Source organism: Burkholderia sp. LS-044, from assembly GCF_004803625.1.
Taxonomy (GTDB): Bacteria; Pseudomonadota; Gammaproteobacteria; order Burkholderiales; family Burkholderiaceae; genus Burkholderia; species Burkholderia cepacia.
Window position 1 is genome coordinate 819,161 of sequence record NZ_SSWO01000001.1, and the last position, 19,534, is coordinate 838,694.

General features: G+C 67.0%; 19 protein-coding genes. 9 read left to right on the plus strand and 10 right to left on the minus strand.

The window, feature by feature from the left end; all coding sequences use genetic code 11:
* Window positions 1-70: 70 nt before the first annotated feature.
* Window positions 71-1,504 carry an aldehyde dehydrogenase family protein gene (locus tag E9536_RS03690; RefSeq protein WP_136469283.1) on the minus strand — a complete coding sequence of 478 codons (1,434 nt, stop codon included), beginning with the start codon at window positions 1,502-1,504 and terminating at the stop codon, window positions 71-73.
* Window positions 1,505-1,533: 29 nt separating this feature from the next.
* Window positions 1,534-3,174, minus strand: a complete 1,641-nt coding sequence (locus E9536_RS03695; protein WP_136469284.1) for an acetolactate synthase large subunit — start codon at window positions 3,172-3,174, stop codon at window positions 1,534-1,536.
* Window positions 3,175-3,534: 360 nt separating this feature from the next.
* Here E9536_RS03695 and E9536_RS03705 point away from each other — a divergent pair, with 360 nt between their 5' ends.
* A complete protein-coding gene (locus tag E9536_RS03705) occupies window positions 3,535-3,852 on the plus strand; it encodes a type II toxin-antitoxin system RelE/ParE family toxin (protein ID WP_168799493.1) in 318 nt (105 codons plus the stop codon).
* A 3-nt stretch (window positions 3,853-3,855) separates the two neighbouring features.
* Window positions 3,856-4,155, plus strand: coding sequence for an addiction module antidote protein (locus E9536_RS03710; RefSeq protein WP_136469285.1), 300 nt, complete (start codon window positions 3,856-3,858; stop codon window positions 4,153-4,155).
* 56 nt (window positions 4,156-4,211) lie between these two features.
* Here the strand turns inward: E9536_RS03710 and E9536_RS03715 are convergent, their stop codons facing one another.
* The 5 genes from E9536_RS03715 to andAc form a co-directional block, all read right to left on the minus strand.
* The gene (locus E9536_RS03715; protein ID WP_136469286.1) at window positions 4,212-5,498 is read right to left on the minus strand and encodes a DUF445 domain-containing protein; all 1,287 of its coding nucleotides are present in this window, start codon (window positions 5,496-5,498) and stop codon (window positions 4,212-4,214) included.
* A 211-nt stretch (window positions 5,499-5,709) separates the two neighbouring features.
* A complete protein-coding gene (andAa, locus tag E9536_RS03720) occupies window positions 5,710-6,930 on the minus strand; it encodes an anthranilate 1,2-dioxygenase system ferredoxin--NAD(+) reductase (protein ID WP_136469287.1) in 1,221 nt (406 codons plus the stop codon).
* Window positions 6,920-7,246, minus strand: a complete 327-nt coding sequence (gene andAb, locus E9536_RS03725) for an anthranilate 1,2-dioxygenase ferredoxin subunit AndAb (RefSeq protein ID WP_006479527.1) — start codon at window positions 7,244-7,246, stop codon at window positions 6,920-6,922. The genes andAa and andAb overlap by 11 nt, the downstream gene beginning before the upstream one ends.
* 20 nt (window positions 7,247-7,266) lie before the next feature.
* Window positions 7,267-7,752: an anthranilate 1,2-dioxygenase small subunit AndAd gene (gene andAd, locus E9536_RS03730; RefSeq protein WP_034196026.1), complete on the minus strand. Its 486-nt coding sequence runs from the start codon at window positions 7,750-7,752 to the stop codon at window positions 7,267-7,269.
* A gap of 17 nt (window positions 7,753-7,769) precedes the next feature.
* Window positions 7,770-9,041, minus strand: a complete 1,272-nt coding sequence (gene andAc / locus E9536_RS03735; RefSeq protein WP_136469288.1) for an anthranilate 1,2-dioxygenase large subunit AndAc — start codon at window positions 9,039-9,041, stop codon at window positions 7,770-7,772.
* A 213-nt stretch (window positions 9,042-9,254) separates the two neighbouring features.
* On the opposite strand from andAc, the gene andR reads away from it, so the two are divergent.
* Window positions 9,255-10,214, plus strand: a complete 960-nt coding sequence (gene andR / locus E9536_RS03740) for an anthranilate 1,2-dioxygenase regulatory protein AndR (protein WP_027790986.1) — start codon at window positions 9,255-9,257, stop codon at window positions 10,212-10,214.
* A 167-nt stretch (window positions 10,215-10,381) separates the two neighbouring features.
* Here andR and E9536_RS03745 read toward each other — a convergent pair whose 3' ends face one another.
* Window positions 10,382-11,272 (minus strand): LysR family transcriptional regulator, encoded by an 891-nt coding sequence (locus tag E9536_RS03745; RefSeq protein ID WP_021157296.1) that lies wholly within the window; start codon window positions 11,270-11,272, stop codon window positions 10,382-10,384.
* A gap of 91 nt (window positions 11,273-11,363) precedes the next feature.
* On the opposite strand from E9536_RS03745, the gene E9536_RS03750 reads away from it, so the two are divergent.
* From E9536_RS03750 to catC, 3 genes are read left to right on the plus strand one after another with little or no spacing between them, the layout of a single operon-like run.
* Window positions 11,364-12,497 (plus strand): muconate/chloromuconate family cycloisomerase, encoded by a 1,134-nt coding sequence (locus tag E9536_RS03750; RefSeq protein ID WP_136469289.1) that lies wholly within the window; start codon window positions 11,364-11,366, stop codon window positions 12,495-12,497.
* A 32-nt stretch (window positions 12,498-12,529) separates the two neighbouring features.
* Window positions 12,530-13,432, plus strand: coding sequence for a catechol 1,2-dioxygenase (catA, locus tag E9536_RS03755; RefSeq protein ID WP_136469290.1), 903 nt, complete (start codon window positions 12,530-12,532; stop codon window positions 13,430-13,432).
* Window positions 13,433-13,475: 43 nt separating this feature from the next.
* Window positions 13,476-13,766: a muconolactone Delta-isomerase gene (gene catC, locus E9536_RS03760; RefSeq protein WP_021157297.1), complete on the plus strand. Its 291-nt coding sequence runs from the start codon at window positions 13,476-13,478 to the stop codon at window positions 13,764-13,766.
* Between the two features lie 206 nt (window positions 13,767-13,972).
* Here catC and E9536_RS03765 read toward each other — a convergent pair whose 3' ends face one another.
* Complete coding sequence (locus E9536_RS03765; protein ID WP_027790982.1) at window positions 13,973-14,758, minus strand: NAD(P)H-dependent oxidoreductase; 786 nt, start codon at window positions 14,756-14,758, stop codon at window positions 13,973-13,975.
* Window positions 14,759-14,844: 86 nt separating this feature from the next.
* On the opposite strand from E9536_RS03765, the gene E9536_RS03770 reads away from it, so the two are divergent.
* On the plus strand, window positions 14,845-15,738 hold the full coding sequence (locus E9536_RS03770) for a LysR family transcriptional regulator (RefSeq protein WP_136469291.1): 894 nt from the start codon (window positions 14,845-14,847) through the stop codon (window positions 15,736-15,738).
* A 137-nt stretch (window positions 15,739-15,875) separates the two neighbouring features.
* On the plus strand, window positions 15,876-16,286 hold the full coding sequence (locus E9536_RS03775) for a DUF2471 family protein (protein ID WP_027790981.1): 411 nt from the start codon (window positions 15,876-15,878) through the stop codon (window positions 16,284-16,286).
* A 24-nt stretch (window positions 16,287-16,310) separates the two neighbouring features.
* Here E9536_RS03775 and E9536_RS03780 read toward each other — a convergent pair whose 3' ends face one another.
* Window positions 16,311-18,344, minus strand: a complete 2,034-nt coding sequence (locus E9536_RS03780) for an NADPH-dependent 2,4-dienoyl-CoA reductase (RefSeq protein ID WP_136469292.1) — start codon at window positions 18,342-18,344, stop codon at window positions 16,311-16,313.
* Between the two features lie 75 nt (window positions 18,345-18,419).
* On the opposite strand from E9536_RS03780, the gene E9536_RS03785 reads away from it, so the two are divergent.
* Window positions 18,420-19,502, plus strand: coding sequence for an AraC family transcriptional regulator (locus tag E9536_RS03785; protein WP_060173091.1), 1,083 nt, complete (start codon window positions 18,420-18,422; stop codon window positions 19,500-19,502).
* Window positions 19,503-19,534 lie beyond the last annotated feature (32 nt).

Sequence of the window (19,534 nt, forward strand, 5' to 3'; positions counted from 1 at the left end):
GAAAAACGGCACGCGGGCCGGCCTTGCGCCCGCCCGCGTGCCGTCGCGGCACCGCGCATCCCGCCCCGCGTTACCGGCGCCGCACGACCATCAGCCGCGGCTCGGTCATGTCCTCGATCGCGTAGCGGATCCCTTCGCGGCCGAGGCCCGAATCCTTCACGCCCCCGTACGGCATGTTGTCGACGCGGAACGACGGCACGTCGTTGATCACGACGCCGCCGACCTCCAGCTCGTCCCACGCGCGCTGCGCATGCGTGAGCGAATCGGTGAACACGCCGGCCTGCAGCCCGAAGTCGCTGTCGTTCACGCGGGCGAGCGCATCGTCGAACCGGTCGAACTTCTCGAGGATCGCGACGGGGCCGAACGCCTCCTTCCGGTACAGGTCCTGCTCGTGCCCGACGTTTTCCAGCAGCGTCGCTTCGAACATCGCGCCGTCGACCTTGCCGCCCGCAACGATCTTCGCGCCCGCCGCGACGGCCGCGTCCATCCATCCCGACAGCCGGCGCGATTCGGATTCGGAAATCATCGGCCCGACGAACGTCGACGGATCCTTCGGATCGCCCATCTTCAGCGAACGCGTCTTTGCGATCAGCTTCTCGCGCAGCGCGTCGTACAGATCGGCATGGACGAGGATCCGCTGCACGCCGATGCAGCTCTGGCCCGACTGGTAGTACGCGCCGAACGCGAGGCGCTCGACCACGTAGTCGAGCCGGTCGCGTTGATCCGCATCGACGATCGCGGCCGCGTTGCCGCCGAGCTCAAGCACGACTTTCTTCTTGCCGGCCTTCTCCTTCAGCGCCCAGCCGACGGCCGGCGACCCCGTGAACGACAGCAGCTTGAAACGCTCGTCGGTCGTGAACAGGTCGGCGCCGTCGCGATGCGCGGGCAGCACCGAGAATGCGCCCTTCGGCAAGTCGGTTTCGGCGAGTACCTCGCCGATGATCAGCGCGCCGATCGGCGTGCGGCTCGCGGGCTTCAGCACGAACGGACAGCCGGCCGCGAGCGCGGGCGCGACCTTGTGCGCGGCGAGGTTCAGCGGGAAGTTGAACGGCGAGATGAACGAGCACGGGCCGACCGGCACGCGCTTCGTGTAGCCCGTATAGCCCTGCGCGCGCGCGGAGATCTCGAGGTTGATGATCTCGCCGTCGATGCGCACCGACTCCTCGGACGCCACGCGGAACGTGTCGATCAGCCGCGTCACTTCGCCCTTCGAATCGTTGATCGGCTTGCCGGCCTCGATGCACAGCGCCTCGGCCAGCTCGTCGAAGCGCTCGCGAAAACGCGCGACGCAATGGTCGAGCACGGCCTGCCGCTTGTAGGCCGGCAGCTCGCGCATCGGCTTCGCGGCGGCGACCGCCGCGCCGATCGCCGCATCGATGGCCTTCGCGTCGGCCAGCGCGACGCGCGTCGCGACCTTGCCGCTGAACTTGTCCGTCACGTCCAGATCGGTGTTCGCGTAGACGGCTTCGTTGGCGAGGTAGTACGGATAGGTTTCCTTCAACATGGAACGACTCCTTCCTGTGGACGGGACATTCAGAGTTGCGCCGACAGGCGCTTGATCTCGCGGTTCAGCACGCGCTCGTTGTCCGAATAGTCGATCGGCACGTCGATCACGTGCACGCCCGGCGTCGAGAAACACTCGCGCAGCAGCGGCTCGAGATCGTCGGCCGATTCGACGCGGTGCCCGTGCGCGCCGTAGCTTTGCGCATACGACACGAAATCGGGGTTCTGCAGCGTCATCGCGAAATCGGGGAAATTCATGTTCTCCTGCTTCCAGCGGATCATCCCGAAGGCATCGTCGCGCAGGATCATCACGACGAGGTCGAGCTTCAGCCGCACCGCCGTTTCGAGCTCCTGCGAATTCATCATGAAGCCGCCGTCGCCGCACACGGCGATCACCTTGCGCTGCGGGTGCACGATCTTCGTCGCGATCGCCGACGGCAGGCCGGCGCCCATCGACGCGAGTGCGTTGTCGAGCAGCAGGGAATTCGGCTCGTGCGCGCGCCAGTAGCGCGCGAACCAGATCTTGTACATCCCGTTGTCGAGACAGACGATGCCGTCGACCGGCAGCGCGTTGTAAAGATCGTTGACGATCCGCACCGGGTACATCGGGAAGCGCGGATCGTGCTGGCCCTTCTCCAGATGGGCGTCGAAATGCGCCTTGATCATCGTGAAGCGCGAGAAATCCCAGTGCGGCTGCGGCGTGAGCGCCTCCTTCATCTGCCACACCGCGTTCGCGATGTCGCCGACCACCTCGATCTGCGGGAAGTAGACGGGATCGACCTGCGCGCCGAGGAAGTTCACGTGGATCACGGTCTTGTCGTCGGTACGCATGAAGAACGGCGGCTTCTCGATCACGTCGTGGCCGACGTTGATGATGCAGTCCGCATGCTCGATCGCGCGGTGGACGAAATCGCCGTCGGACAGCGTCGCGTTGCCGAGCCACAGCGGGTGCGTCTCGTCGATCACGCCCTTGCCCATCTGCGTCGTGAAGAACGGGATGCCCGTCTTGTCGACGAATTCGAGCAGCATCTTGCAGGTGGTCTTGCGGTTGCCGCCCGCACCGATCATCAGCAGCGGATGGCGCGCGGCCTGGATCGCGTCGACCGCATGCGCGATCGCCTTTTCCTCCGCCACCGGCCGCCGGCTGTAGCTGCGCGGGATCGGCTTGCCGTCGCCCTCCTCGTGCGCGATGTCTTCCGGCAGCTCGAGGTGCGCGGCGCCCGGACGCTCCTCCTCCGCGCGGCGGAACGCCTCGCGCACGGCCGACGGGATGTTGCCGATCGACACGATCTGCCGCGTGAACTTCGTGAGCGGCTGCATCATGTCGACCACGTCGACGATCTGGAAGTGGCCCTGCTTGCTGGACTTGATCGGCTTCTGCCCGGTGATCATCAGCATCGGCATCCCGCCGAGCTGCGCATACGCGGCGGCCGTCACGAAGTTCGTCGCGCCGGGCCCGAGCGTGGCGATACACACGCCGGTACGGCCCGTCAGGCGGCCGTAGGTGGCGGCCATGAACCCGGCCGCCTGCTCGTGCCGGGTCAGCACGAGCTTGATCTTCGATCGCCGCAGCGATTCGAGCAGATCGAGGTTTTCTTCGCCGGGAATGCCGAACACGTACTCGACGCCTTCGGCTTCCAGCGCCTTCACGAACAGATCCGATGCTTTCATGGGGGACTCTCGGTTGATGCCGCCTGCCCGGCCTACGGACACGCAGCGTTCAGAACGCGCGCCGGCCTACGGCACGCGGACGCTTTACCTACTGGACACAAACCACGGCACTGCCCGCCGCGCAACGAGCGATGCGCGGCGGCGCCTCCGGATAGCGGAGGACAAACGGATCCGCCCGCGCGCGGCAAGCGCGCACGGGCGGCAAAGACGTGATTGATTGTAGACGGATTCGCAGAACTCCGACTTCGGCCGAACGGCCATTTGGCACGCAAACGAAGCGGGCAGCCCTAATGTAGCGGCTACCGAATAACCCGACCCGGCCCGACCCATCTGTGAACCATGGTTGACATACCGCAATCAATGCCCTACAGTGCGCCTACGTTCAGCATCCGGACCACCGACGTCTTCGACGCATGGTTTGCCGGCCTGCGCGATCGCGTCGCGAAGCGCCGCATCCAGGCACGCATCGACCGCCTGTCGATGGGCAATCCGGGCGACTGGAAATCCGCGGGCTCGCCGATCGTCGAAATGCGGATCGACCACGGCCCCGGCTATCGCGTCTACTACGTCCGGCGCGGAACGATCTGGGTCATCCTGCTCGGCGGCGGCGATAAATCGACGCAACAGGCCGACATACGCGCCGCGCACGCGATGCTCGCGCACCTCGACATGGAGTAATCGATGGACAAGATCAACACCCGGCCGTGGGATTCGGCCGACCATCTGAAGACCGAAGACGACATGGCCGACTACTTCGAAGCGTGCCTGCAGGAAGCCGGCGACGATCCGGCCTTCATCGCGCACGCGCTCGGCGTGATCGCACGCGCACGCGGCATGTCGCAGGTCGCGCGCGACGCGGGCCTGTCGCGCGAAGGGCTGTACAAGGCGCTGTCGCACGACGGCAACCCGAGCTTCGGCACCATCCTGAAGGTCATCAAGGCGCTCGGCCTGCAACTGCACGGCGCGAAAGCGCATGCATGACGCGCGGGCGCGGCCCGTCGCACCCTCCGCGCCCTCCCGCGATACCCGTGGCCGCGTCAGTGCAGCCAGCCGGCCGCCCAGCGCGGCACCAGCGCCACCAGATACAACCCGAGCCCGATCAGCCCGCCGACCAGCGTGCCGTTGATGCGGATGTATTGCAGGTCCTTGCCGATGTTCAGCTCGATCTGCCGCGACATCTCGCGCGCATCCCAGTTGCGCACCGTGTCGCGGATATGGCGCATCAGGAAATCCGCGAAATCCGGCGCCATCTCGTGCACGGCCTTCTCGACATGCTCGTTCAGCGATGCACGCAATGCCGGACTCTCCGCCAGCCGCGCACCGAGCCAGCCGCCAAGCGTCGCCGCCTGCCGGTGCAGCGCCGAATCGGGGCGCGCGAGATCGGCCTTCAGCCACGCGCGCAACTGATCCCACAAGTCGCGGACATACTCGTTGAACGCGGCGCCGTCGCGAACGTAACGCTTGATCTCCTCGCCCTTCGCGATGAACGCGGGATCGTGCTTCAACCGCTCGGTCAGCCGCACGACCGTCCGGTCGAAGCGCTGCCGCAGCTCGTGCTCGGGGTCCGCCGCCACGCCTTCCAGCACACGGCTCACCGCGCTCGCGAGCATCCGCGCGCCGTTCTCGCCGAACCACTGCGTCGGCATGATCTTCTCGACCTTCGGGTACTGCGTCTTCAGCCATTCGACGATGAAACCCGCGATCACCTCGCGGTTTTCTTCCTTGTCGAGCACGTCGACCACCTGTTCGATCGCGTCGTCGAGCAGCACCTGGTGGCGGCCGTCCTTCGTCAGCGTGTCGAGGATCGCACCGGCCGATTGCGACAGGTCGACCCGGTCGATCACCGCGCGAAACGCATCGTGGACGAACGACTGGATCCGCGCGTCGTCGGTCATGTCGAGCGCGAAACTCATCAGCTTCGTCACATAGCCGCCGAGCGCGTCAGTGTTTGCCGGCTCGCCGAGCCACGCGCCGAGTTTCTGCGCGGGATCGTGCTGGCGGATCTGCGCGGCGAGCGCGTCGGGACCGAGGAACTTCTCGCGCACGAACACCGCGAGGTTGTCGGCGATCTTGTCCTTGTTCTTCGGAATGATCTCGGTATGACGCGATACGAACGGGATCGGTACACGGCGGAACAGCGCGACGACCGCGAACCAGTCGGCAAGCGCGCCGACCATCGCGGCTTCGGCCACGGCCTTGAAGCCGTCGACCCACGGGCCACGCGGCAGCAGGATCGTCGTGACGAACACCGCGACGGCGGCCAGCAGCAGCCACAGCGCGCGGCGCTTGCTGCGTTTCAGTTCGAGGGCTTTGTCTGGCGTCATGGCGGCAGGCGAATCGGCGATGCCGCTAATATCCCCGATTTCGCACCGGCCGACAAACGCGCGGCATGAAACGCAACGGCCCCGCGCGATCGCCGCCGGGCATGACGTCACCCGCCGCGTCGCGCAATCGTCCGGCAAGCGCGCGGCCGGCGACGTCGTCGCCGACGCCATCCGTCCGCCGCGCCTGCCATACTCGCCGCGCCTGCCGCCGTTACAGGAACGTCTTCAAATTCACCGTCGGATCGGCGAGCTTCACCGGATCGGGCACCGCCCCGGCCGCGATCAGCCGGCGCGATGCGCCGATGTCGCGCCCCTGGTTCGCCGCGGCCACCGCGACGATCCTGCCGTCGTCCCCCAGCCCGAACACCGTGAACGGCCCGTTCGCCGGATCGCCGCGCACGACGATCGTGCGTTCGCTGCCGAACAACCCGAGCATCTGCAGGTTGCAGTCGTACTGATCGGACCACAACCACGGCAGCTCGGCATAGGTTTCGTCGGCACCGAGCAGGTTCGCCGCCGCGACAGCCGGCTGGTTTTCGGCCACCTGCCACGATTCGATCCGCACGTGACGCCCGAGCAACGGATTGAAGTGCATCGTCACCTCGCCCGCCGCGAAGATCGCGGGATCGACCGTACGACAGCCCGCGTCGACGCGTATCCCGTTGTCGACATCGAGCCCCGCTGCGTGCGCGAGCTCGACATTCGGCACCACCCCGATACCGACCACGACGAGATCGGCCGGCACGTCGCCACGATCGGTCTCGACGATCGCGCCGCCACCCGGCGCGCGACGGATCGCGCGCGGCAGCGTCGCCATCCGGAAGACCACGCCGCGTGCGTCGTGCAGCCGATGCGCATACGCGCCGACGACTTCCGGCAACGCGCGCTGCAGCAGGCGCGGCGCCGGATCGATCACCGTCACGTCGCAACCGAGCTGGCGCGCCGCCGCCGCGACCTCGAGGCCGATGAAACCGCCTCCGAGCACCGCCACGCGGCGCCCCGGCGCGAGCTGCGCGCGCAACGCACGCGCATCGTCGACCGTGCGGACGTAATGCGGCGTAACGCCTTCGTCGATCTCACCGCCGAACGTACGCACCCGCGAGCCCGTCGCCAGCACGAGCCGCGCATAAGGCAGCGTCGTGCCGTCGTCGAGCCGCACGCGCAACGCATCGCGCTCGATCGCCTCGACGCGCGTGCCGAGCAGCAGCTCGATGCGCTGCGCGTCGTACCACGCGGCATCGCGCACGAACGCGCGCTGCTCGCCACCGTCGCTCAGCAGCGCATCCTTCGACAGCGCGGGCCGGTCGTACGGCAGCTCGCGTTCCGCGCCGATCATCACGATGCGCGCCGCGGCGTCGCGCTCGCGCACCGCTTCGGCCGTGCGCCGCGCCGCGTGGCCGGCGCCGACGATCACGAACGGATCAGCCGACATTGACTTCCACCTGCCCGTCGACGATCCGGATCGGATAGGTACGCACCGGCTCCGTGATCGGCGCGCATTTCGGCGCGCCCGTGCGAATGTCGATCAGCCCCTGGTGCAGCGGGCATTCGACGCAGCCGTCCTCCACATACCCCTCGGACAGCCGCGCATGGCCGTGCGTGCAGAGATCGTGCATCGCGAACAGTTCGTCGCCGATCCGGAACACGGCGATCGGCTTCTGGCCGGCGACGCGCGCCGCCGGTTCGTCTTCGGAGAATTCGTCGAAAGCGCCGAGCGGATGCCACTCGGCGAGCGTTGCTTCAGTCATGACTGTTCCTTGCTTCCGTATCAGATCGGGGTCGCGAGCAGCGTCTGCACGCGCGACGTGTCGTAGATCACCCGCTTGGTCTTGTAGCGCAGCCCGTCCGGCGTGCGCACGACCGTGTCGTAGTACTTGCCGGCCTGGTACACGTTCGACTCGCCGTTGCTGCGCGTCTGCACGACGACGTAGTTGCTCTCGGTGTCGATCTCGCCGTCACGTTCCGCGACGATCGTCAGGCCCGACGTCATGTGCCGGTACGTATGCTCTTCGTAGATGTTCGCGTGCCGCAGCGACACCACGCGGTCGCGCAGCATCCGCTGGTTCGTGCAGTGGACGATCCCGACCGGCAGCCCGAGGTCGGCATTTTCCTTCGGCACGATTTCGTACGTGCAGTCCTCGGTGAACATCGTCGGCCATTCCTCGAGCCGGTTGTTGTCGAGGTGCCCGATATAGCGGTTCTGGAGCATGTAAATCTCGAACCACGTCTTCATGTCTTCCGTCAGGTTTTCCATCGTTCCGCGCTCCCGCTTCAATAGCCCATCAGCTTCTGGTAGCCGCCCCAGAACTTGCGGATCAGGCTTTCGGTGATCACCGTGTCCTGCTGGTCCGGATTGCCGCGCGACATCTCGATCACCGACGTCGCGTCGCCGTCGCGCACCGTGCCGCGCTGCACGAGCTCGGTCGCCTCCGTGTCCTCCATCGAGATATAGCCGGCCGGCCCGACGAGGTTCGCCTGCTTGATACGCAGCGCGCGCAGCTCGGGCGTATCGTCCGCGTAGCCGAAGAAGTGGAAGATCAGCTCGAAGTTGTCGGGGCCCTTCGGCAGGATCTGGCGGGCGACCAGCGTGTTGTGGATCTGCTGGATCACGAGCTGCGGAAAGATCGGCTGGATATGGTTCGTGCAGTCCTCGTCGTATTCCGACACGAGATCGAGAATCGATTCGTCTTCCAGATGGAAACCTTCGTCGAACGAGCGAATGTTCTGCTGCTTGTACGCGGCCGACGTATCGTCGCCCGTCTTCGTCACCGTGATGATGCTGTGCAGCCCGTGGTTCGCATCCGGAATCGAGCGCGCCTTCATCCCGACGCGGAAGATGTTGAAGGTCGTATGGAACAGGTGCAGCATGCTCGCGTGATACGGGTCCTTCACGTTCTCCATGTACAGCTTCCAGTTCGACTTCGAATACTGGCGCGTGCAGCCGAGATACTCGATCGGCTTGTGGAAGATCCGGTCGATCCACGGGCGCATCTGCTCGCCGAGATAGTCGGGCAGCGGCATCACGTCGTCGCTGAAGGTGGCGAACACGAGCCCGCGATAGCTGTCGACACGCAGCTTGCGCAGCCCGTGCTGCTTCGGGTCGAAGTCGGCCGGCATCCCGGACATCCCCTTCTGGCCGCGCCGGAACGGCACGCCCAGCAGGTTGCCCGTATTGTCGAAGCTCCACTGGTGATACACGCACGTATGCGAGCTCGCGTTGCCGCGCGACTTGCGGCACACCTGCGCGCCGCGGTGCGCGCAGCGGTTCACCCACGCGGAAAGCGCGCCGTCCTCCGTGCGCGTGACGACCACCGGCGTATCGCCGACGAACGTGCTCTTGAAATCGCCGGCGTTCGGGATTTCCGCTTCCAGCGCGACGAAGTTCCACGTCGGGCCGCGAAAGATGCGTTCCTGCTCGCGTTCGTAGACGGCCTGCGAGCTGAACACCTTGTACGGCACGCGCGAGCCGTCGTCGTGCGGAAAGCTCACGTCGGACGCGTCGTCGCGCGAGGCGAACACGACGGGCGATTCTGTCTGCTCCATGTCGGACTCCTTGTGGTTCCGTTTCATTAACAAGATGGAGTCCATTTTTGAAAGGCTAATATTCCCCGTCTATCCGGAAAGTGCGATTGCGGCGGCGCAATATCCACTTTCGGCGGATTTCTGAGCTAGCATGACGGCACACACGACCCTGCGCACGATCGCGACCCATTCATCGGATCGAAGCGCGCGTCGCTCATACAAAGGCTGAGGCCCATGTCCCCAACGTCGTTCGAGCCGCTCGCGCTGCGCGCGCACCGGCTGTTCGAATCCCGCGATCTCGACGAGACGCGCGAGCGGATCTCGCGCGTGATGCAGCCGCATGCGCTGCTGCCGAACGGCCGCACGCATGGCGCGTCGCACATGGATTTCGTCCGGCTCGGCGGGCTCGGGATCGGCACGATCGCATTCGGCGACGCGATGCGCGTGCAGGTCGACGCGGTCGACGGCTACTACCTGCTGATGTTCTGCCTGTCCGGCCAGGCCGAGGTGCGCGCGATGGGGCGGCAGCTCGGCGTCGACGGCCAGACCGGCGTGCTGTGCGCGCCCGGCGAGCGCTTCGACGCGGTGCTGTCGGCCGATTGCGAGCAGTTCGTGCTGCGCATCGACGCGGCCACGGTCGGCTCGCTGACGGGCGACCCGCGCGCGACGCTCGACCCGGTGCTGCATGTCAGCGACGCCGCGCTCACCGCGTGGCGCCAGCAACTGATGCTCGTCGCCCGCTCGCCCGAGCTGCTCGAGCGCGCGAACGCGAACCCGCGCGTCGCGTCGCAGCTCGAGCACCTGCTGATCGACCTGCTGATCGAAGGCCACCCGCCGTCCGTGCTGCACGCCTCGCACCGCGACCCCGCGCCGGGCTTCCTGCGGCGCGCGCAGGAGTTCGTGGACGCGCACTACGCGCAGCCGCTGCAACTCGCCGATATCGTCCAGGCCGCCAACGTGCCGGAACGGACGCTGCGCGACGCGTTCCTGCAGTTCCGGGGAATGAGCCCGATGCAATACCTGCGCGCGACGCGGCTCGACCATGCGCGCGAGCTGCTGCGCGGCGCGGCGTCCGACCGGCGGATCGCCGATGTCGCGCTCGATTGCGGGTTTACGCACCTTGGCCGGTTCGCGATCGCCTATCGGGAAAAATTCGGCGAGTCTCCGTCGGAAACGCTCGACGTGAAGCGATAGCGACGCGTTCGATGGCGCGGCCGGTGGCATGCGGCTTGTGGCCTGCGACCCGCAAAACCAGCGCGGCACTTGCATCGACGCGCGTGGCATTACGACACCCCCTCCGCATCCACCGGCGCACGCCAAAACAGACCGTTAGTTGCGATACTTGAAGGCGGCGACGCCCGTCAGGCCGACGCCCCGATCATCTCCCGCGCAATCGCGCAGAACGCGGCCGTGGCGGCGCTTTCGCCGTGCAGCCGGCGGCTCATGATGATCGGCGACGTCGCGGCCGGCTCCGGCAACCGCCGGTAGACCACGCCCTTCACGCGCACGCCCTCCACGCTCTCCGGCACCAGCGACACGCCGACCTGCGCGGCCACGAGCCCGAGCGCCGTCTGCAGCTCGCGCACCTCGTGCACGGCCGCCGGCACCAGCGCGCCGTCGCGCAGCGCCGACAGCTGCTGATCGGCGAAGCTCGGCCGCGGCGTGCTCGGATAGACGATCAGCGTCTCGTTCGCGATATCCGCGAGCGCGAGAGGCCGATCGGGATCGGCGAGCGGATGCCCGACCGGCAGCGCGGCGATCAGCTTTTCCTCGATCAGCGCCTCGCGCACCAGCTGGTCGTCGTCGAACCGCAGGCGGCCGAACCCGACGTCGATCCGCCCGCCCTTCAGCGCGCCGAGCTGTTCGAGCGTGAACATTTCGATCAGCGACAGTTCGACGTCCGGCTGCGCCTCGCGAAACGCGCGGATCACGTCCGGCAGCGCACCGTACAGCGTCGACGGCACGAAGCCGATCACGATCCGCTCCGACAGCTGCGCGAGCCGCCGCGTCAGCGGGCCGAGCTCGTCGGCCTGGTCGACGAGGCGCTTCGCCTGCGCGTAGAACACGCGCCCCGCATCCGTCAGCTTCAGCGGCCGCGCGCCGCGCTCGAACAGCGGCAGCCCGATCTCGTCCTCGATCGCCTGGAGCTGGCGGCTCAACGGCGGCTGCGTCATGTGCAACCGCTCGGCCGCCCGCGTGATGTTCATTTCCTCGGCGACGGCGATGAAGTAGCGGAGCTGGCGCAATTCCATTTCATGCCTCAAAGGTATGGAAGTAGTCGGAAAGAGTGTTGGACGACGCGGGGCGGGAATTCCTACCATGTGCACCAACAGGAGGAATCGCATGATAGCAACTGCCGCCACCATCGAACGCATCGAGACTTTGCTGGTCGACGTGCCGACGATCAGGCCCCACAAATTGTCGGTCGCCACGATGAATTGCCAGACCCTCGTGCTGGTTCGCGTTCGATGCACGGACGGTATCGAAGGCGTCGGCGAGGCGACGACCATCGGCGGCCTCGCCTACGGCGAGGAGAGCCCTGAAAGCATCAAGGTCAACATCGACACCTATTTCGCGCCACTGCTGCAGGGCATGGACGCGACCCGCCCGGGCGCCGCGATGGCGCGCGCCCGCAAGCTGTTCCAGGGCAACCGCTTCGCGAAGTGCGCGATCGAGACCGCGTTGTTCGACGCGCAGGCGCGCCGCCTCGGCGTGCCGCTGTCGGAACTGTTCGGCGGCCGCCGGGCCGACGCGGTGGACGTCGCATGGACGCTCGCGAGCGGCGACACGCAGCGCGACATCGCGGAAGCCGAAGCGATGCTCGACGCGCGCCGCCACCGCGCGTTCAAGCTGAAGATCGGCTCGAACGCGGTCGCCAGCGACGTCGCACACGTCGTCGCGATCAAGCGCGCGCTCGGCGAGCGCGGCGACGTGCGTGTCGACGTGAACCAGGCATGGAGCGAAACCGACGCGATCTGGGCCGGCGCACGGCTCGCGGAAGCGGGCGTGAGCCTCGTCGAGCAGCCGATCGCCGCGACCAACCGCGCGGGGCTGAAACGCCTCACGCAGCTCGCGCAGGTGCCGATCATGGCCGACGAGGCGCTGCACGGCCCCGTCGATGCGTTCGCGCTCGCGCAGGATCGCGCGGCCGACGTGTTCGCGGTGAAGATCGCGCAATCGGGCGGCCTGCAGGGCGCGGCGAGCGTCGCGTCGATCGCGGCGGCGGCCGGCATCGAGCTGTACGGCGGCACGATGCTCGAGGGCGCGGCCGGCACGATGGCGTCCGCGCAACTGTTCAGCACGTTCGACTCGCTGAATTGGGGCACCGAGCTGTTCGGCCCACTGCTGCTCACCGAGGAAATCCTCGTCGAGCCGCTGCGCTACGAGGATTTCAAGCTGCACCTGCCGGCGACGCCCGGCCTCGGCATCACCTTCGACTGGGCCCGCATCGAACGCATGAAGCGCGACGCCCGCTGATCCCCACACGACAACCGAAACCGGAGACACACATGGACAAGCAAGCCATCGACGCCCTGCTGAAGACGTTCGACGACGCCGCGGAGAAGCCCGGCAACCCGCGCGTGCGCGCGATCGTCAACCGGATCATGAAGGACCTGTGCTACACGATCGAGGATTTCGACGTGCAGCCGAGCGAATTCTGGACCGCGCTCAACTACCTGAACGAAGCGGGCAAGGAGCTCGGCCTGATCGCCGCGGGCCTCGGCCTCGAGCGCTTCCTCGACGTGCGGATGGACGAAGCCGAAGCGAAGGCCGGCATCGAGGGCGGCACGCCGCGCACGATCGAGGGGCCGCTGTACGTTGCCGGCGCGCCGGAATCGGTCGGCCATGCGCGCCTCGACGACGGCACCGATCCGGGCCAGACGCTCGTGATGCGCGGCAAAGTGCTCGGCCACGACGGCGCGCCGATCGCGAACGCGCTCGTCGAGGTGTGGCATGCGAACCATCTCGGCAACTACTCGTACTTCGACCAGTCGCAGCCCGCGTTCAACCTGCGCCGTTCGATCCGCACCGACTCGGAAGGCCGCTACAGCTTCCGCAGCGTGGTGCCGGTCGGCTACAGCGTGCCGCCGGGCGGCAAGACCGAGCAACTGCTCGACCAGCTCGGCCGCCACGGCCATCGTCCGGCGCACATTCACTTCTTCGTTTCGGCGGACGGTTATCGTAAGCTGACGACGCAGATCAACATCGAAGGCGATCCGCACCTGTGGGACGACTTCGCATTCGCAACGCGCGACGGGCTGATCCCGGCAGTGAAGCAGGCCGAAGGCGCGGAAGGCAAGCCGTACGGCGTCGACGGGCAGTTCGCGCTGATCGACTTCGATTTCTCGCTGCTCAAGGAAAAGCAGGACGTGCCGGCAAGCGAAGTCGAGCGAGCCCGCGCGCAGGCGTGAGCGGCCTTCCCGTTCGACGAATCGACAATGCAAGGAGTGCAGGATGCTGTTTCATGTGGAAATGACCGTCCGTCTGCCGACGGACATGGATCCGGTCAAGGCGGCCACGCTGAAGGCGGAAGAAAAGGCAATGTGCCAGCGGCTGATGAACGAAGGTATCTGGCGTCATCTGTGGCGGATCGCCGGGCAGTATGCGAACGTCAGCATCTTCGACGTCGAAAGCGTGCAGCAACTGCATGACCTGCTGAGCCAGTTGCCGCTGTTCCCGTATATGGAGATGGAAGTGCGCGCGCTGTGCCGGCATCCGTCTTCGGTGCGGGAAGACGATCGGTAAGCAGGCGATCGAGTTCCGACAAGACGGGCGGCCCGCGATTGCATCGCGGGCCGCCCGTTTCGTTTCGTCATCCGCCGGGGTGGATCGGGTTGCCGCGCGGCCGGCTTCCGCGCATCCGTCGCGCCGATCTCCGGAAACGGCTCGATTCGCGCGCAGGTGTCGATATGCCCGCGCGCCGCTTTCCCGAGCGGGCCCGCCATGCGTCATCAATACGCGTGCGCCAGATGCGCGGCAAACCCCACCGTCCCCGGCACGATCTCCTCCTTCAGCGTCAACGCCGGAATCTCGTAATCGCCCGCGTTCTGTCGCCGGAACGGAATCGGCTGCGCGGTCCACAACGCATCGAGACGCTTGCCGAGCGCCGCACGCGTTTCGTCGAAGCGCGCGTCGTTCATCTTGCCCGTCCGGTAGATCACGAACGGCGGCAGCACGTCGAACCCCGGGTAATACAAGATCCCGTGCTGGATCGGAAACAGCACGTCGTCGATCGGCCCGTTGATGCCGCGCGGGCTGTAGTGCGATTCCCACCCGCCTGCCGTGACGATCAGCATCGCCCGCTTGCCGGCCAGCGCCCCTTCGCCGTAGCGGTTGCCCCAGCGCGTCTCCGAATGCTCGCCGACGCCATACGCAAAACCGTACGCATACACACGCTCGACCCAGCCCTTCATGATCGCCGGCATCGAGAACCACCACAGCGGAAACTGCAGGATCACCGCGTCGGCCCACTTCAGCTTCTCCTGCTCGCGCGCGATATCTTCGCTTTGCGTGCCGGCCGCGAATGCGTGCTTCGAGTCGAGCGACGGATCGAACCGCGCGTCGGGTGCGCGACCGGTCACGTCGTTCGCGTCGAACGCCGCCTTCCAGTTCATCGCATACAGATCCGTCACCTGCACCGCGTGGCCGGCTGCTTCGAGATGCTCGACGGCAAAGTCGCGCAGCGCGCCGTTCAGCGAACGCGGTTCGGGATGGGCATAAACGATCAGCACATTCATGTTCGTCACTCCTTTGATTGAATGACTACAGGATGCCGCCGTCGAAGGTATATTTGAAATGAATTCCTGATATTCCAGGTATAGCCATGAATAATCTCAGACGACTCGACCTGAACCTGCTCGTCACGCTGGACGTGCTGCTCGCCGAGCACAACGTCACGCGCGCGGCCGAGAAACTGAACATGTCGCAGCCGTCGGTGAGCGTGCAGTTGCAAAAACTGCGCGACCTGTTCGGCGATCCGCTGCTGTTGCCGGGGCCGCGCGGGATGCGGCCGACCGCGCGCGCGGAAACGCTGCGCGAGCCGTTGCGCGATGCGCTCGAAGCCGTCGAGCGCGCGGTGGTTCCGGCCACACCGTTCGATCCGGCGACCGCGACGAACACGTGGCGCGTGGCCGCGACCGACCACGGCGAATCGACGATCGTGCTGCCCGCGCTGCACACGCTGCGCTCGGCCGCGCCCGGTACGCGGCTCGCCGTCGTCGAACTCGCGCCGCCGCGCATCGAGCAGGATGCCGAACGAAACGGCATCGACCTCGCCTTTCATACGACGGAAGGGTCGCCGGCCGGCATGCGGCGCCTGCCGCTGTTCGTCGAGCGTTATGTGCTCATCGGCCGCGCCGGGCATCCGAAGCTGAAGCGGCGCCCCACGCTCGCGCAGTTCGGCACGCTTGAACACGTGATCGTGTCGCCCGATGGCGGCGGCTTCTTCGGCGTGACGGACGAAGCGCTCGCAAAGGTCGGTGCCGTGCGGCGCGTCGTGCTGTCCGTGCCGCACTTCCTGTTCGTGATGTCGGCGGTCGCGAGCACCGATCTCGTCGCGATGCTGCCCGAGCGACTGGTGCGCGACGTGCCTGCGTTGCGTGTGGTGGACGCACCGGTCGAGGTGCCCGGCTATGAAATGTCGATGCTGTGGCACGAGCGCGTGCATCGCGACCCGGCGCACCGGTGGCTGCGGGAGACCATCGCGGCAGCGGTCTGACACGGCCCGGTTGCCGGACGGCTGCCATCTGCTGTCATCGGGGGCTTGAAAGTGCGCCGATCACTGTATATATTTACAGTGTTTCTGCGTCATTTGACCCGAATTCCGTCCCCGAGGCGGTCTTTAGTGAGGCGACCATGTTCCAGTCATCCGCATTCGATCCCGAGCAACCCGGCTTCAATCCCGTCCACTTCGAGCGCGCCGCGCGGCAGGCGGTCGTCGATCTTCAGCGTGTCGTCGGCGGCCCCGCGCAGCGGGCGCTCGGCTTGCGGCGCCGCAGCCATCCGGCCGCCGTCCGCACGATGAGCTGGCAGGCGCTGCTGAATGTCGAAGAACTGGCGTTCTCGAACTCCGGCTTCCTGAACCGCAACGATCCGACGGTCGTCGACGCCTTCATCCGGCTGCGCGACAGCCGGATGGTCGCCGCGGACGTCGAGGAAGCCGTCGACTGGAAGCGCGACGACGACGATCTGCCCGCCGTTTATCTGATCGTCAAGGCGATGCTGGAAGCGGAAGAGCGCGAGACGCAACACGCCGAGATGGAGTAACGGCGGCGACGCGCGGCCGTCCCGTTACAGCCGTGCCGCGAGGCGCGCACCCTGATCGATCGCGCGCTTCGCGTCGAGTTCGGCGGCCAGTTCCGCGCCGCCGATCAGGTGCACGGAACGCCCGGCCGCCTGCAACGGCGCGAGCAACGCGCGCTGCGGCTCCTGCCCCGTGCAGAGCACGATCGTGTCGGCTTCGATCAGCTCGTGATCGGTGCGCTGCTCGCCGTACGACACGTGCAGCCCGCGCGCATCGATCAATTCGTAGTTCACGCCGCCGATCATCTTCACTTGCTTCATCTTCAGCGTCGCGCGGTGAATCCAGCCGGTCGTCTTGCCGAGCCCCTTGCCGAGCGGCGCGGCCTTGCGCTGCAGCAGCGTCACTTCACGCGCCGGCGCCGTGACCTGCGCACGCGTCACGCCGCCACGCGTCGCGGCCGGGTCGGTCACGCCCCACTCGGCCTTCCATTCTTCCAGATCGAGCGCCGGCGATTCGCCGTCCTGCACCAGATACTCGGCGACATCAAAGCCGATCCCGCCCGCCCCGACCACCGCGACACGCCGACCGACCGGCTGCCTGCCCGCGAGCACGTCGATGTAGCTGAGCACGTTCGGCCCGTCCTGCCCCGGAATCTTCGGGTCGCGGGGAGCGACGCCCGTTGCGAGCACGATTTCGTCGTAGCCGCCCGCGATCAGGTCGCTTGCGTCGACGCGGCGGTTCAGGTGCAGGTTCACGCCGGTCAGCTCGACCCGGCGGCCGAAGTAGCTCAGCGCTTCGTGAAACTCCTCCTTGCCCGGAATCCGCTTGGCCATGTTGAACTGGCCGCCGATCTCGGCCGCGCCGTCGAACAGGTCGACCCGATGGCCGCGCTGCGCGAGCACGGTCGAGCACGCGAGCCCGGCCGGCCCCGCGCCCACCACCGCGATGCGCTTCGGCTGCGGCGCGGGCGTGTATTTCAGCTCCGTCTCGTGGCATGCACGCGGATTCAGCAGGCACGACGCGATCTTGTTCTTGAACGCGTGATCGAGACACGCCTGGTTGCAGCCGATACAGGTGTTGATCTCGTCGGCGCGGCCCTGTGCGGCCTTGATCACGAACTCGGCATCCGCGAGCAGCGGGCGCGCCATCGACACCATGTCCGCGCAGCCGTCCGCGAGGATCTGCTCGGCCACTTCGGGGCGATTGATCCGGTTGGTGGTCACGAGCGGAATGCCGACCTCGCCCTTCATCTTCTTCGTCACCCACGCGAACGCGCCGCGCGGCACCGACGTCGCGATCGTCGGCACGCGCGCCTCGTGCCAGCCGATCCCCGTGTTGATGATCGTCGCGCCCGCGCGCTCGACGGCCTTCGCGAGCTGCACGGTTTCGCTCCAGTCGCTGCCGTCCGGAATCAGGTCGAGCATCGACAGCCGGTAGATCAGGATGAAATCGCGGCCGACCGCTTCGCGTGTGCGTTCGATGATCTCGATCGGCAGCCGGATGCGGTTCTCGTACGACCCGCCCCACTGGTCGGTGCGCTTGTTCGTATGTATCGAGATGAACTGGTTGATCAGGTAGCCTTCGGAGCCCATGATCTCGACGCCGTCGTAACCGGCTTCACGCGCGAGCTTCGCGCAACGGACGAACGCGCGGATCTGCCGCTCGACCCCGCGCGCGCTCAGTTCGTGCGGCGCGAACGGCGAAATCGGCGACTTGATCTTCGACGGCGCGACCGCGAACGGGTGATAACCGTAGCGGCCCGTATGGAGGATCTGAAGCGCGATCTTGCCGTCCTCTGCGTGCACGGCGCCGGTGATCTCGCGATGGCGCCGCGCGGCGGCCGACGTCATCAGCGTGCCGCCGAACGGCTTGGTCCAGCCGGCCACGTTCGGCGCGAAGCCGCCCGTCACGATCAGGCCCACGCCGCCGCGCGCGCGTTCGGCGAAATATTCGGCGAGCCGCGGCAGCGTCTTGCGGCTGTCCTCGAGGCCCGTGTGCATCGAGCCCATCAAGACGCGGTTCTTCAGCGTCGTGAAGCCGAGATCGAGCGGCGCGAGCAGGTGGGGAAAGGGTGTCGTCATGATGATCGTGCCAGTAAGCGATGCGTGACATCGTAGGCGCGCGCCGCCTTGAACGTGAGGGGGCAAACAGCCATAATGCTTGTCATTTCCGGCCAAAACGACATGACTTCCCCTCTCGCCAAGGATCGCCTCGGGCTGCGCCGGCCGACGATTCCGGTCGCCTACACGCGCCTGCTGCTGCAGGCGCTGGCCGCGCGCGGTGTCGACCTGGCCGCCGTGCGCGCCGGCACGGGCCTGCGCGATGCGGTGCTGGCCGAACCGGACGCGCGTGTCGCGCCGTCGCAATGGGGGCGGCTCGTGCTCAATGCGATCGAGATCGGCGGCGATCCGGGCATCGGGCTCGCGTTCGGGCTGCTGCTGAAGCCGACCGTGCACGGCTTTCTCGGCTACGCGACCCTGACCGCGCGGGACATCCGCGAGGCGCTATCCGTCACGCAGCGCTACTTCCGGATGCGCAACCGCCAATATCGCCTGACCTATGAAGAGGACGAACGCGGCGCGACGCTCGAACTGCACGGCGTGCAGGCGAGCCCCGTGCTGCAGCATCACGTGATGTTCGAATTCGTGCTGACCGGGCTCGCGCAGAACATCTCGCAATGGGCCGGGCGCGCGTCGCCGCCGATCGCGCTGCAATTCACGTGGCCGGAGCCGCCCTATTTCGCACGCTATCGCGACCAGTTGCCGCCGGTCGAATTCGGCTGCGCGGCCAACGCGCTGTGGATCGCGCGCGACGTGCTCGACTGGCCGCTGCCGCTCGCCGACGAAGTCGCGCACCGGCAGGCGCTCGTGCAGGTGGAGCGTGAGTATGCGCAGGTGCGCCAGGAGGAAGGCGATCTGGTCGAACGCGTGCGTGCGGAGCTGGCACGCGGGGCCGGCGATTACCCGGGGCCGGAGACGCTCGCCGATGCGCTGCTCGTGTCGACACGCACGCTGCGGCGCCGGCTCGAGGAAGCCGGGTCGAGCTATCGGCAGTTGCTCGACGAAGCGCGGTTTCGCGACGCGAAGCAGTTGCTCGCCGCGTCGGATCTCGACCTGAAGACGATCGCCGAGCGGCTGCAATTCACCGACCCGGCGAATTTCACGCGCGCGTTCCGGCGCTGGGCCGGGCAGACGCCGAGCGCCTATCGGGAGGCGGCTGCGGGCACGGCACGCGACTGATGCAGGGCCGCGACCGGCACGAGGTGCCGGCC

Excerpts from the sequence above, each read along its gene's own strand:
- E9536_RS03690 (WP_136469283.1), bottom strand. The coding sequence starts at position 1,504 with ATGTTGAAGGAAACCTATCCGTACTACCTCGCCAACGAAGCCGTCTAC.
- E9536_RS03695 (WP_136469284.1), bottom strand. The coding sequence starts at position 3,174 with ATGAAAGCATCGGATCTGTTCGTGAAGGCGCTGGAAGCCGAAGGCGTC.
- E9536_RS03705 (WP_168799493.1), top strand. The coding sequence starts at position 3,535 with ATGCCCTACAGTGCGCCTACGTTCAGCATCCGGACCACCGACGTCTTC.
- E9536_RS03710 (WP_136469285.1), top strand. The coding sequence starts at position 3,856 with ATGGACAAGATCAACACCCGGCCGTGGGATTCGGCCGACCATCTGAAG.
- E9536_RS03715 (WP_136469286.1), bottom strand. The coding sequence starts at position 5,498 with ATGACGCCAGACAAAGCCCTCGAACTGAAACGCAGCAAGCGCCGCGCG.
- andAa (WP_136469287.1), bottom strand. The coding sequence starts at position 6,930 with ATGTCGGCTGATCCGTTCGTGATCGTCGGCGCCGGCCACGCGGCGCGG.
- andAb (WP_006479527.1), bottom strand. The coding sequence starts at position 7,246 with ATGACTGAAGCAACGCTCGCCGAGTGGCATCCGCTCGGCGCTTTCGAC.
- andAd (WP_034196026.1), bottom strand. The coding sequence starts at position 7,752 with ATGGAAAACCTGACGGAAGACATGAAGACGTGGTTCGAGATTTACATG.
- andAc (WP_136469288.1), bottom strand. The coding sequence starts at position 9,041 with ATGGAGCAGACAGAATCGCCCGTCGTGTTCGCCTCGCGCGACGACGCG.
- andR (WP_027790986.1), top strand. The coding sequence starts at position 9,255 with ATGTCCCCAACGTCGTTCGAGCCGCTCGCGCTGCGCGCGCACCGGCTG.
- E9536_RS03745 (WP_021157296.1), bottom strand. The coding sequence starts at position 11,272 with ATGGAATTGCGCCAGCTCCGCTACTTCATCGCCGTCGCCGAGGAAATG.
- E9536_RS03750 (WP_136469289.1), top strand. The coding sequence starts at position 11,364 with ATGATAGCAACTGCCGCCACCATCGAACGCATCGAGACTTTGCTGGTC.
- catA (WP_136469290.1), top strand. The coding sequence starts at position 12,530 with ATGGACAAGCAAGCCATCGACGCCCTGCTGAAGACGTTCGACGACGCC.
- catC (WP_021157297.1), top strand. The coding sequence starts at position 13,476 with ATGCTGTTTCATGTGGAAATGACCGTCCGTCTGCCGACGGACATGGAT.
- E9536_RS03765 (WP_027790982.1), bottom strand. The coding sequence starts at position 14,758 with ATGAATGTGCTGATCGTTTATGCCCATCCCGAACCGCGTTCGCTGAAC.
- E9536_RS03770 (WP_136469291.1), top strand. The coding sequence starts at position 14,845 with ATGAATAATCTCAGACGACTCGACCTGAACCTGCTCGTCACGCTGGAC.
- E9536_RS03775 (WP_027790981.1), top strand. The coding sequence starts at position 15,876 with ATGTTCCAGTCATCCGCATTCGATCCCGAGCAACCCGGCTTCAATCCC.
- E9536_RS03780 (WP_136469292.1), bottom strand. The coding sequence starts at position 18,344 with ATGACGACACCCTTTCCCCACCTGCTCGCGCCGCTCGATCTCGGCTTC.
- E9536_RS03785 (WP_060173091.1), top strand. The coding sequence starts at position 18,420 with ATGCTTGTCATTTCCGGCCAAAACGACATGACTTCCCCTCTCGCCAAG.